General features: G+C 65.5%; 11 protein-coding genes and 1 tRNA gene. 3 read left to right on the forward strand and 9 right to left on the reverse strand.

Features of this window, described 5'->3' with window-relative positions; all coding sequences use genetic code 11:
• Nucleotides 1-39: 39 nt before the first annotated feature.
• Nucleotides 40-468, forward strand: a complete 429-nt coding sequence (locus tag AX730_RS06585; RefSeq protein WP_062353727.1) for a ketosteroid isomerase-related protein — start codon at nt 40-42, stop codon at nt 466-468.
• A 16-nt stretch (nt 469-484) separates the two neighbouring features.
• Here AX730_RS06585 and bioC read toward each other — a convergent pair whose 3' ends face one another.
• The 4 genes from bioC to bioB form a co-directional block, all read right to left on the reverse strand.
• Nucleotides 485-1,381: a malonyl-ACP O-methyltransferase BioC gene (gene bioC / locus AX730_RS06590; RefSeq protein WP_062353730.1), complete on the reverse strand. Its 897-nt coding sequence runs from the start codon at nt 1,379-1,381 to the stop codon at nt 485-487.
• Nucleotides 1,378-2,154, reverse strand: coding sequence for a pimeloyl-ACP methyl ester esterase BioH (bioH, locus tag AX730_RS06595; protein ID WP_062353733.1), 777 nt, complete (start codon nt 2,152-2,154; stop codon nt 1,378-1,380). Before bioH ends, bioC begins: the two co-directional genes overlap by 4 nt.
• 54 nt (nt 2,155-2,208) lie before the next feature.
• Nucleotides 2,209-3,408, reverse strand: coding sequence for an 8-amino-7-oxononanoate synthase (gene bioF, locus AX730_RS06600; protein ID WP_062353735.1), 1,200 nt, complete (start codon nt 3,406-3,408; stop codon nt 2,209-2,211).
• 115 nt (nt 3,409-3,523) lie between these two features.
• Entirely contained in the window at nt 3,524-4,600 is a 1,077-nt protein-coding gene (gene bioB, locus AX730_RS06605; protein ID WP_062353738.1) for a biotin synthase BioB, read from the reverse strand.
• Nucleotides 4,601-4,661: 61 nt separating this feature from the next.
• Between bioB and AX730_RS06610 the strand changes: the two genes are divergently transcribed.
• Nucleotides 4,662-5,366 carry a ComF family protein gene (locus AX730_RS06610; RefSeq protein ID WP_062353741.1) on the forward strand — a complete coding sequence of 235 codons (705 nt, stop codon included), beginning with the start codon at nt 4,662-4,664 and terminating at the stop codon, nt 5,364-5,366.
• Nucleotides 5,367-5,384: 18 nt separating this feature from the next.
• Here the strand turns inward: AX730_RS06610 and AX730_RS06615 are convergent, their stop codons facing one another.
• Together AX730_RS06615 and ubiA are read right to left on the reverse strand one after the other, a co-directional pair.
• On the reverse strand, nt 5,385-7,133 hold the full coding sequence (locus tag AX730_RS06615) for a DUF11 domain-containing protein (protein ID WP_157074128.1): 1,749 nt from the start codon (nt 7,131-7,133) through the stop codon (nt 5,385-5,387).
• Between the two features lie 118 nt (nt 7,134-7,251).
• A complete protein-coding gene (ubiA, locus tag AX730_RS06620; RefSeq protein ID WP_062353747.1) occupies nt 7,252-8,154 on the reverse strand; it encodes a 4-hydroxybenzoate octaprenyltransferase in 903 nt (300 codons plus the stop codon).
• A 229-nt stretch (nt 8,155-8,383) separates the two neighbouring features.
• On the opposite strand from ubiA, the gene AX730_RS06625 reads away from it, so the two are divergent.
• A tRNA-Arg gene (locus AX730_RS06625) sits at nt 8,384-8,460 on the forward strand.
• Between the two features lie 766 nt (nt 8,461-9,226).
• Here the strand turns inward: AX730_RS06625 and AX730_RS06630 are convergent.
• The 3 genes from AX730_RS06630 to AX730_RS18395 are packed head-to-tail and all read right to left on the reverse strand — an operon-like array spanning nt 9,227 to nt 12,261.
• Nucleotides 9,227-10,429 carry an MvaI/BcnI family restriction endonuclease gene (locus AX730_RS06630; RefSeq protein ID WP_062353750.1) on the reverse strand — a complete coding sequence of 401 codons (1,203 nt, stop codon included), beginning with the start codon at nt 10,427-10,429 and terminating at the stop codon, nt 9,227-9,229.
• A 53-nt stretch (nt 10,430-10,482) separates the two neighbouring features.
• Nucleotides 10,483-11,763, reverse strand: a complete 1,281-nt coding sequence (locus AX730_RS06635; protein ID WP_062353761.1) for a DNA cytosine methyltransferase — start codon at nt 11,761-11,763, stop codon at nt 10,483-10,485.
• A 45-nt stretch (nt 11,764-11,808) separates the two neighbouring features.
• Entirely contained in the window at nt 11,809-12,261 is a 453-nt protein-coding gene (locus AX730_RS18395) for a very short patch repair endonuclease (RefSeq protein ID WP_083537764.1), read from the reverse strand.
• Nucleotides 12,262-12,317: the final 56 nt, after the last annotated feature.

Here is a 12,317-nt window from a genome sequence, read left to right on the forward strand (position 1 = left end):
GCGTATCATCGGGCGGTCGCACACCCCACGGGAATCCGCATGAAGATCGACGGCACGCGCCGGCAGGACCGCGCCACCGAACTCGTCCTCAACTACTACGCCGCGTTCAATCGCGGTGATTGGGAGAGCATGCTCGCGATGCTGAGCGACGACGTGGCGCACGATCTCAACCAGGGCGCGCGCGAAGTGGGTCGCGAGGCCTTCGCGGCCTTCCTCGGCCGCATGAACGCCAGTTACCGCGAACAGCTGCGTGACATCGTGGTGCTGGTCACGCAGGACGGCCAGCATGCGGCCGCCGAGTACATCGTGCATGGTGAGTACCACCACACCGACGAAGGCCTGCCGCCGGCGAACGGCCAGACCTACGTGCTGCCGGGCGGTGCGTTCTTCGATATCCGCGACGATCGCATCGCGCGCGTCACCAACTACTACAACCTGCAGGATTGGATCCGGCAGGTCGGCGGCTGACGCCGCCTCCCCCGCTTCACTCGCCGCGCCGGCGGATCGGGATCCTCGACAGCGGCACTGCCGCAATGTCTTCGCCCTGCTCCCGAATCGGCGCCCCCGGCGGCGGCGCCCACGCATGCGCGTAGATGACGTCCCACGTGCTCGGCAGCTTGCCATCCGCGCGCCGCAGCGGTTCGTACGCGGTCGCCGCGGCGGCGAACCGTGCGCGTCCGGTGAGGGTATGCCGACGGTGCTGCAGCGCATTGGTCGCCCCCATCGCGCGCAGCTCGCGCATCAGTGCCGGCAGGTCGTCGTAGGTCAGGGTGAAGCGGTCACGGTCTAGCACCGGATCGCGGAAGCCCGCCAGCATCAATGCATCACCGAACTGCGCGATCGGCGGGAACGGACTGACATGCGGGGTGTCGTCGGCCTGCGCGAACGCGTCGCGCAATTCCTGCAACGTCTCCGGACCGAAGGTCGAACACACCAGTAGACCGCCGGGCTTCAACACACGACGGAAGCCGTTGAACGTGGCGGGGAGATCGTCCACCCACTGCAGGCTGAGGTTGCAGAACAGCACGTCGACGCTGCCCTCCATCAACGGCAGTGCGCGCTGATCGGCGCAGACACGCTGGAACGGCTTCCACCACCCCGCCTGCTTCTTCGCTTCGCGCAGCATCGGCAGCGCCATGTCCAGTGCGATCACCTGCGCCTTCGGCCAGCGCTTGCGCATCGCCGCCGCCGCGTGCGCGGGGCCGCAGCCGACGTCCAGCACCACCTTCGGATCCGCTGCGTCCCGTCCCTGGCGCAGCGTCAGGTAATCCAGCGACTCCATCAGGCGCTTCTCGACCTCGTGCTGAAGCGCCGCCGCCGCGTCGTAGCCGGCGGCGGAGCGCGAGAAGGCGCGGCGGATATGGCGTTGGTCGAAGGTCATGCGGCTGCGCCTTGCGACAGCGACTGCATGAAGCGATCGACCTCGTCGGCGACGAGATCGGCGTGACCCAGGAACGGCGCGTGCCCGCCACCGGCAATCTCGATGAAGGTGGAACGCGGCGACATCGCGGCCGCCGCCTGCATCGCCTTCGACGGCACCAGCAGGTCGCGACGCCCTGCCAGCCACAGGCTGGGCACGGACAGCGCGGGCAACGTTGCGCGAAGGTCGGACTGTTCAAGCAACTGCAGGCCGGCCCGCAACGCGGGCGATGCGGGTCCGCCGCGCGCGAAAAGATCCTGCTTCAACGTCCGCAGTTCGCTGCGCGCATGTTCGGAGCCCATCGTGTCCAGGGCGAGGAAGCGGTCCAGTGTCCCGCCGTAGTCGTCGTGGAGGTCGCTGCCGAACTGCGCGAAGACGCTGGCGAGCACCGCATGCTGCCAGCCGTCCCCCCGCACGAAGCGCGGCGTCGCCGCCACCATCGCCAGGCCGCGCACCTGCGGCGACGTTGCTGCCGCATGCAGGGCGAACAATCCTCCCAACGACCACGCCAACCATGCCGCCGGTGGCGTGCGCGCAAGGATGGCGTCGACGGTCGCGTCCAGCGTCAGCGCGACCTCACTGTCGCGGCTGTGGCCATGCCCGGGCAGGTCGACGAGATGGAGTGTGTAGCGGTCGGACAGGCGCTGCACCAGCGGGGCGAACACGCCACCGTGTAGTGCCCAACCGTGCAGCAGCACCACGGAGGGGCCACTGCCAAGGGTTTCGATATGCATGCCGCGTATTGTCGCCGATCCCGCGGGATGCAGGATCGCGAAGGCGGCGTTCCGTCAGGCGACCGCGCCGTGTACCCGCTGCACGGCATCCCACGAACGCGCCAGCGTTGTCACCAGCCCGTCCACGTCCTGCAGCGAGTGCAGCGCCGACAGCGTCACCCGCAGGCGGGCCTTGCCGTCCGGCACGGTCGGCGGGCGGATCGCCGGCACCAGATAGCCCGCGCTGTCGAGCGCGGCAGACAGCGCCAGCGCCGTGCCATCGCTGCCGCACAGCACCGGCTGGATCGGTGAATCCGACGCCATCAGTTGCAGGCCGGCCCGCTGCGCGCCACTGCGGAAACGGTCGACCAGCGACTGCAGCTTCTCGCGTCGCCACTGGTCGCGGCGCGCATGCTTCACGGCCACGCGCGTCGCCGCGGCCAGCGCCGGCGGCATCGCCGTGGTGTAGATGTAGGGGCGCGCGGTTTCGGCGAGATGCTGGATCAGCGTCTCTTCGCCCACGACCACCGCACCGTAGCCGCCCAACGCCTTGCCCAGCGTGACCAGTTGCAGCGGCACGTCGGCCACGCCCATGCGGGCTTCCGCCACGCTGCCGCGGCCTTCGGGGCCGCGCACGCCGACGCCATGCGCGTCGTCGACGAAGAACAGCGCCTGCTGCATGCGGGCGACAAGACTCAGCGAGCGCAGCGGCGCGGCATCGCCATCCATGCTGAAGACGCCGTCGGTGACCAGCATCGCAGCACCTTCCGGCTGCAGCTTGAGCTGGCGCAGCGCACCTTCGGGATCGAGGTGCGGGTAGCGCCGCAGCTTCGCCCCGGCCAGGCGCGTGGCATCCAGCAGGCTGGCGTGGTTGAGGCGGTCCTGCACGCAGACATCCCCGTCCTCCAGCAGCGCCTGCTGCACGGCGAGATTGGCGAGGAAGCCGCTGCCGAACAGCAGCGCCCGCGGATAGCCGAGCCAGTCGGCGACGTCGCGCTCCAGCGCCTCATGCGACGCGTGGTGGCCGCTGACCAGGTGCGATGCGCCAGCGCCGGCACCCTCGCGCGCAGCCGCATCCTGCAGCGCGTTGGTGACTTCGAACTGCTGGGCGAGGCCGAGGTAATCGTTGCTGCTGAACTCGGTCAGCCAGCGGCCATTGACCTCGACGCGCACGCCGTCGCGACGCGTGACGGTGCGGCGCGTGCGTTGCCGGCCCAGTGCGATGCGTTGCTGGCGCTGGGCGAGGATGCGGTCGTGCAGGTCGGTGCGGGTCATGTCGGCGTGGCCTGGCGATGAAGGCGCCGGGACACAGCGGACGACCGACGACGACGCGCCGGCCGCGTTACCGCGCCAGCGTGCGTCGTCCGGTACTGCCCCCTGTTGCCCCGACTTATGCCGCCCGGCCGCAGCACGGCTCGGAACGGGTGATGTCGGCATGCACCGTACCGCTGCCCGGGGCATCGGTTCTGTGATGGTCGTGCACGTTTTCCACCTGCACCGCCATCGGCCGCAGGCCGAGGCGGGCGAACAGGGCCTGGTCGCGCTCGGTGTCCGGGTTGCCGGTGGTCAGCAGCTTCTCGCCGTAGAAGATCGAGTTGGCGCCGGCCAGGAAACACAGCGCCTGCAGCTCGTCGCCCATCGCCTCGCGACCGGCCGACAGGCGCACCATCGAAGCCGGCATCACCAGGCGGGCGATGGCGATCGTGCGGACGAACTCGAACGGGTCCAGCTCGGTGGTGCCGTGCAGCGGCGTGCCCGCCACCTGCACCAGCCGGTTGATCGGCACCGAGTCGGGATGCGACGGCAGGTTCGCCAGCGCCTGCAGCAGGCCGGCGCGCTGCGCGCGCGATTCGCCCATGCCGACGATGCCGCCGCAGCACGTCTTCATGCCGGCCTCGCGGACATGCTCCAGCGTGTCCAGGCGGTCCTGGTACTGGCGGGTGTGGATGATGTCGCCGTAGAAGTCGGGCGCGGTGTCGAGGTTGTGGTTGTAGTAGTCCAGCCCGGCATCCTTCAGCGCGTGCGCCTGCTCGCCGCTCAGCATGCCGAGCGTGGCGCAGGTCTCCAGGCCCAGCGCCTTCACGCCGCGGATCATCTCGGCGACCTTCGGGATGTCGCGGTCCTTCGGCGAGCGCCAGGCCGCCCCCATGCAGAACCGCGACGCGCCGGCCGCCTTCGCCTGCGCGGCCTTGGCCAGCACCTGCTCGGCATCCATCAGCTTCTGCGCGGACACGCCGGTGTCGTAACGCTGCGCCTGCGGGCAGTACGCGCAGTCCTCGGGACAACCGCCCGTCTTCACCGACAGCAGCGTGGAGACCTGGACCTCCGCCGGATCGAAATGGACCCGGTGCACCGACGCCGCCCGGTGCAGCAGCTCGGGGAACGGCAGGTCGAACAGGGCCAACAGTTCCTCGCGCTGCCAGTCATGGCGCAGCAGAGGCGTGTCGGTAGAAATGTGAGCGGACATCGCGGCCTCGCAGGCATACAGTCGGGGAAGTCTGAAAACCGGACCTCGCCCTGTCAACCGCATGGATGCCTTGAAAGTTGACGGTTGGTGGCAATACGCCACTCGCCTGCTGCTGTCCCCGCGTTGTGTCATCTGCCGTGAACGCGGCTTCAACGGCATCGATCTGTGCGCTTCATGCACCACGCGATTGCCCTGGAATCTTACGTCCTGCCTGCGGTGCGGCATCCCGTTGGCCACCGTTGGCGCGTGCGGGGAGTGTCTGCAACGGCCCCCTGCATTGACGTACACCCGGGCGGTCTTCGTCTACGGATTTCCGCTGGACCGGCTGGTGCCGCGTTTCAAGTTCCACCGTGATCTCGCTGCCGGCCGGCTGATGGCGGGCCTGATGACCCAGGCCCTCGCATCGGCGCCACGCCCCGACGCGATCGTGCCGGTGCCCCTGCATTCGCGTCGCCTGCGTGAGCGCGGCTACGACCAGGCGCTCGAACTGGCGCGGCCCCTGGCCAGCGCGTTCGGCCTGCCCCTGCGCCCTGACCTGCTCCAGCGCATCCGTCCGACCACGCCACAATCCGAGCTCGACGCCAGCCAGCGGCAGCGGAACGTCGCCAAGGCGTTCGCGGTGCCGCCGCGCATCGCCCTGCCTGCCCATATCGCGCTGGTCGATGACGTCATGACGACCGGCGCCACCCTGCAGGCCGCGGCCCGCGCACTGCTCAGCGCGGGTGCCGCACGCGTGGATGCGTGGGTCTGCGCGCGCGTGCCCTGACGACACGCGCCTGTTGCATCAGGGCGTGACCCCGGTCGCGGTGACGCGGCATTGCAGCGTCAGCACGATCTGTCCCCCTGCAGGGAAGGCCGGGATGGTTACGCCAGTGCCGGTCAGGGTGGCGACCGGCACCGTGGCGCCAGGACAGGTCGCGCCGCCCGTCGCGGTACAGGTGGCAGTCGCCTGGGGGTCGGCGCAGTTCAGGCCCGCGCCCGGCGCGTCGCGGATGACGGTCCCATTCGCCGCGCTCGGACCGGGATTGCTGGCAGTCACGGTGTAGGTGACCACGCTACCCGACAAGGCGGTGGTGGGACTGGCGGACTTGATGATCGACAAGTCGGTACGCGGGATGCGCACGTTGCGGAAGACGCAGCTCAGCTGGTCGCCCGCTGCCGGGGCGAACGCGAACGAAGCGCCAGTGCCGGTGGGTGCCGACCCGCCGTTGCGCGCATTCGTGCAGGCATAGGTCGTGGTGTAGTCCGAAAGGTTGGTGCCCGCCGCGCCGGTTTCGGAGAACGTATAGCTGGCGCCCGCCGTCGCCGGGCTGACGATCGCCACCTGCGTCGGCGCGGTGGTTGCGCCGGTCGTCGTCACCGACGCACCGGCGCCGGCACCAGCACCTGCGATGGCGAGCGCGAACTGGTCCGAGGCCTGCAGGCGTCCGTCTGGCAGTTCCTTGCTCAGCCGCAGGACCGGGCGTGCGGTATTGGTGATGGCGCAGACGATCTGGTTGTTGGCCGCCGGTGTGACGTTCCAGGTGGGCGATGCCCCGGACGGTGTGAATGCGATCCCGTTGCGCGTGCAGCTGATCGCCGCGGTGTATGCACCCGTCAGCGTGGAGGCACTGCCGCTCGCCATCGTGTCGCGCAGGTAGTACGTCGTGCCCGTGGTCACCGCCAGCGCGCCCGTGCTCGCCTGCTGGCCCACACCGGTACCGGACGTGGTGGCCTCGCGCACGGTCCCGGCGGTCGACGTGGTGCCGATCTGCACCGTGAACTGGTCGCTCGCCTCGGCGCGCGGTGCGCCCAGCACCTTGTCCAACGTGATGGTGGTGCCATTGCCGGTGATCGAGCCGTTGCAGCCGGTCGCACTCGCCGCCGCCGCCGGATCACGGAAGGCCGTCGCAGGAATGATGACCGGTGCGCCGCCGCCTGGCAGCGTCCAGCGCAGCCGGGCGAAGTTGATGCCACCATGGTTGAGCCAGTACATGCGCACCAGCGCACAGCTGTTCGCATTGGCGGCGGTGAAGCTGCCGAGCGTGGCGTAATCGTCCTCTCCACTCGTCCAGTTGTTGACGGTGCCAACTGGCACGTCGTACGACGCCGTGCGGTAAGCCGTGTTGGCGTAGTCGCTGGAGAAGCCCAGCTCCACGTTGTCGTCATGGGCGATGCTGACGTTGTAGGTGCCCGCCTGCGGGAACTGGATCAGCGCATACGAAACCCGTCCCATCGCCTGCAATCCGCAGGACGTGGCACTGGCGGATCCGATGCCCGAGTGACACAGGTTGTAGCCCGTCTGCCGATAGTTGATGTCTGCCGCCGTGCCCGTGCGTACGGCATTGGCGGCGTTGGCCGCGATGGCGCGCAGTGCGTTCAGGCGATCAGCGCCGGTACCCGTGTTGTTGGCGAAGGTGGGACGCCCTGCCGGCCCTGTGTAGGTGCCTACGTTCGCGTCGCCGCGGTAATCCTCCCAGCGCACGGTCTGTGCGGTGGCGTTACCCAGGCATGCCGCCAGCAACGCGCCGGCCATCCAGCGCCCGTATTTCAACGAAAGGGATCGTGCGATCCCCGTTCCCCTGTCGTGTTGTGCCATGTCGTGCGCTGCGTGATGCTACATCGAATAAGTGTGAACACTATCACGCTAGTCGCGCCTCATCTTGAATGCGCTATGCCGTTCGGCGGGCAAGATCGAACGCCAGTCCGGCGAAGATCACCGCACCCACCCAGTTGTTGTGCAGGAAGGCGCGGAAGCACGCGTCGCGTTCGCGGTGACGGGCCATCCAGAATTGTGAGGCGACCAGCAAGGCGGCGACACCCATGCTTGCGAAGTAGTACATGCCCAGCCCCGCATGCCGTCCCACGAGGTACAGCGCGACGAACATGAGTGCATACAGCACGCCCTGGACGACCAGGTCCAGATCGCCGAACAGGATGGCGGTGGATTTCGAACCCGCACGCAGGTCGTCCTCCCGATCCACCATCGCGTACCAGGTGTCGTAGGCCGTGGCCCACAGGATGTTGGCGCCGTACAGCACCCAGGCCACCGTGGGGACCTCGCCCTGCACCGCCGCGAAGGCCATCGGGATGCCCCAGCCGAACGCCAGCCCAAGGTAGACCTGCGGCAGGTAGGTATGGCGCTTGAGATATGGGTAAGTGGCCGCCAGGAACAGCCCGACCACGCTCAGCCAGACGGTCAGCCGGTTCATCGTCAGCACCAGCGCGAATGCCGCCAGCATCAGCATGGCGAACACGATCAGCGCTTCGCGTCCCGACACCGCGCCCGTGGCCAACGGGCGGCCGCGCGTGCGTTCGACCTGCGGATCCAGCCACCGGTCCGCGTAATCGTTGATCACGCATCCCGCTGAGCGGGTCAACCACACACCGGCGGTGAACACGAACAACGTCCACGTCGACGGCACGCCGTCGGCCGCCAGCCACAACGCCCACCAGGTCGGCCACAGCAGCAACAGCACGCCGATCGGCCGGTCGCCACGCAGCAGCTTCCAGTACTGGCCCAGGCGTTCACGCCAGTGCGGTGTGCCGGCTTTTTCGAAAGGCTCGTATCCCATGCGTGAAAGGGTAGCAGGCCCGCCCCAGGCGTCCGTATCCCCCAAGCCCGCCGCAAACTGGGCCATCGCATCGGTTTGCGGCTAGAATGCCGGTCCCGTGCGCCCGTAGCTCAGCCGGATAGAGTAGTGGCTTCCGAAGCCGCTGCTCATAGGCCAAAATCGGGAACCGCAGTGTCACCGGGCTACTACTCAAAAGTGGCTGGCCCGAAGCAAAAAGTCCTTTAAAAACGCGCCTGTAGCTCAGCCGGATAGAGTAGTGGCTTCCGAAGCCATTGGTCGGGGGTTCGAATCCCTCCAGGCGCGCCATATTCCCTGTGACAATTCTGGGACGCCACTGGGACAACTTCTAGTCAAGCTCTTCGGCACGATGAGTAGAAGCCTCCTGCCGGCCCACGGCGAGGCCATCCAAGGATGATCAAGATCAGTCTGCCCACAGACCGACACTTCGCTGGCTCAAGAGGCGAATGATGGCGGTGCGTCGAAGCAAGGGGGAGCTGATCAACTGCCTACTCCTCAGCGTCGCACGCTTTGCTGGCGTACGCCGATAACTACAACCGCCTACGCCCCGAAGGGGGACGCTCGCTTGCATGCTTTACTCGGGCAATCTCGGGATCTTCCAAGTGGGCCCAGCGCGGCTATCGGTTTCCGCTGGAATGAACTTCCAGAGCTATCCCGCGTCCTTGTACATATCAAGCGCTTTCAGAACGTTAAGAGAAGCGGAAAGCTTTCTGAGGGATGCGGCGGCTCTTACCGATTCAGAGGAGTACTGCTCTGCACTAATCTTGATGTTGTTCAGGGCATCTCGCAACCGGACAAGCTCGAACAAGAAATCAAGACCTATCTCTCCGGTAAGGAATCGATGCTCGCAAGTTAGGCACTCCCTACCGCGCTGGAACCAATTTAAGTCGTTGTGGGCGCTGTGGTAGCGGCGCTGGGTATAGTCGTCCGTATCCCACGTAACATCCGCACCCGGAATCGCTTTGCACACCCGGATGCCCTTGCATTCCGGACACCACATGCTAGTTCCACCGCCAAACCTAGCCATAATTTCCACCGTGGTGATAATGGCGCGTTAGACCAAATCGTAGCGAATGCTGGGCGGGAAAATCAGCCCTATGTTGCGTGGGTCCATCTTGAACAAGTATCCGTGGTCCCTCGCCCGCGGACGCCGCCCGGGATCGCGGGCTAACAAATGAAGCACAAAGTCCAGCTCGATGTGTCCCCGCTCGAAAAGCGACTCTAGATTCGAAATCATCGGCGCACGCGTATGTACTGCTTGAACGTAGTGAAATTCTTCCTCGCCATCCGCGCCGCGGCGAACGGCGGCTTTCACCCAGAACGTCTGTTGGTGCTTTTCAGCTAGGACTTGTCGTAACCCTTCCATGCCCCATTGCACTACCTTGGTGGGCGACAAGATCGTGCCGTGCATTGCATGCAGATCGGCGCCCAGGACCGACAAGAACAATCTTAGGGTGTTCGGGACATTGTTCAACGAGCAGTACAACTGTCGTCGCCCATCCTTGTCGTACCCGTATGTTTGCAATAGGGACACCGCAGTTCCGATCGCACTTTCGCTCCAATCGGGAACCTTCGAGAAGAGGGTTATCCGGTTCGCTTGTCGCGTACCACCGGAAGTCCTCGAGGCCTTGATCTCGATGCCCTTGTAATCCGGAGATTTGCTCGAGTTGGCTGGGATGCCCAGCAATGTCTCGAGCGTCATTCCCACGCCCGTCGGCCCGGATCGAAGGCTCCTCACGTACCCTCGTGCGGCGACGTCCCGAAGTTTCGTGAGCAACTCGTCCGCTGGTGCGTTCTTCGCGATCGCGATCGCTTGGATTAGGTTGCCCAGCGGGCTAGCCGGATCCTTGAGGGAATCGAAGACCCCGGGCACGCTGGTGTTAGCGATATAAAGCTGCCCTTCGTGCGCAAAGAGCGCCAATAGGTTCCCGGCCTTGGCATACTTCGGCAAGCCGGTCACCCAGATCCGGGGGTCGCCATCCTTGGTTTCCGGACGATACAAGGAGGCCTTTGCCTCTTCCCTCGCGCTCCCAGTCAGGTGCCAAGCGGTAACCACTACCTTCGCGTCAGGCCCCTTGGACTGGGCCTCGTAGTCGTGCAGGCCTTCCCGGCGCAGGTAGTCCCGTAGCTGGCCGTGGGCATCCATAATCGACTTGGACAAGCCCGTTTCCGTCGGCACGAGGAAGCCCGCCTCCACACCTTTGTCGGCGAGGACACGGATCACTTCCTCAATTTGTCGGTCCGCGCGCTCCAGCATCGCTATCCCCCTCGTCCCCTAAGAGTGGGATGTCATTGTCTCACCTGCAAGCGCTATGGGCGCAAGATCTTCGCGAGGTGCTCGCCAACGGCCTGTGCCAGTCCCACGGGAACGGCATTCCCGATCTGAGTATATTTCGGCACTTCGCGGTCGAACACGCCTTCGCGGGGATTGCCCGCCCGTCGAATGCCGCCCGTCGAGCGCTTGCCCTCGAACTGGTACCAATCGGGGAACATTTGGAGCCTTGCCCACTCGCGTACCGTCAGGATGCGCGGCTGCGAGAAATGCACGTAGTCGTCTGGCAACGACGTCGCAGTGATAGTCGGGCCCTCATCTCCCCATTTGAGGGGAAGGACACGCTGGGCGAATTTCTTTGTCCGGAATTTCTCGGGGACGATGCCGCCATTGTCGATCATCGCCTGGAATTTCTCGACGATCTTGGGGCTGTGCTTGCTGTACTCATGCTCGGTGACGGAGGCGCCCTTGCGAAGCGGCGACCCTCCTTCCCTCGGCGTCCTCAGCCACCTTTGGATCGCAGTCGTCGCGGCCTTGGGATAAACCAACGTCGCGCCGCCATTGGCGTACTTGTCGTCTACGAGGTCGCCAAGGAGCTCGATGGGATGCGGCGCGTGCTGCCTGCCATTGGGTGGCGGCAAGAACCCGCGCTCGACCGCGTCCACGGAGTCACTATCCGCGAGCAGCGGAGACTTAACGTCCTTGCGAATGCCGACCATCAGGACGCGCGGGCGGTTCTGCGGGACTCCGTAGTCCTTGGCGAAAACGAGCCTGTACGCAACCCGATAGTCCTTCAGGCCGCTGAAGGTCTGGAACACCTGCTTCCAGATGTCCCCCTTTTCGCCGCCGTCATTCCACTTGGCGTGGAGTAACCCGCGGACGTTCTCGAACAAGAACGCGCGTGGCCGCAGTCGGTGCACCAGCGCCGCCATGTCTTGGAACAAGTGGTTCGAGGGCAATTGCTCCTTTTCCACCGAATACGATCGGCGATGGCCAATTCCCGAAAAGCCTTGGCAGGGCGGCCCGCCAACCAGCAGGTCCAGTTCCCCATGCCCGAATTGGAATTCGCTCTTGAAGCGCCTCTCCAGGGATTTCACGTACGACTCACTGGCGACCATCGACTTGACGTCCGCGGCATGGAACGCCGACTCCTTCAAGAGCGGGTTGATCTCCTTCCTATTCTCGATGTACGTCCGGCGCGCATCGTCGTTGAGCTCGTTGACGAACACGGGGAAGAATCCTGCGTTCTCCAATCCAAGCGAGAGGCCACCGCAACCTGCGAAGAGGTCGACGACCTTGAGTGACTTTTTCGGATCCATGGGGTTCTTGATGGTTACTCCGGTTCAATGATGCCGCCGACCTGACTAGGGATCCAGGCGCCGTGGCTTTGCATTTTGTCGTGCTTCTACCAATAAATCCAGGAGTTTCTTGATCGCCTTTTCCCGCTTCGGGATCGTGGCCAGGGAACACTCCCAGATCGTGATTACCTTCCATCCGTCGCGGCGGAGCCGTGCCCGGTTACGCTTGTCCCTGGCCTTGTTCGAGTCGAACTTTTCCCGCCAGAAAGCGCTGTTTTTCCCCGGGATCCTCCCCTTCTGGCATGAGTGGCCATGCCAATAGCAGCCGTGTACGAAAACGACGGTGCCAAGGGCGGGGAAGACAAGGTCCGGCCTACCTGGCAGCGACTTGCCATGTAGCCTGTACCTGAACCCTGCCGCCCACACCGCCTTCCGAACGATCAACTCTGGCTTGGTGTCCTTCGATCGTATCCGCGCCATACGGGCGCTTCTCTCGGCAGGGGAAAGCGTGTCGACCATACGTCATGATAGTTCGTGGCCGATTGGGAAATCCAGGCCATGGTGCCGCGTGATTG

This window comes from Pseudoxanthomonas mexicana, assembly GCF_001556105.1.
Classification (GTDB): Bacteria; Pseudomonadota; Gammaproteobacteria; order Xanthomonadales; family Xanthomonadaceae; genus Pseudoxanthomonas_A; species Pseudoxanthomonas_A mexicana_A.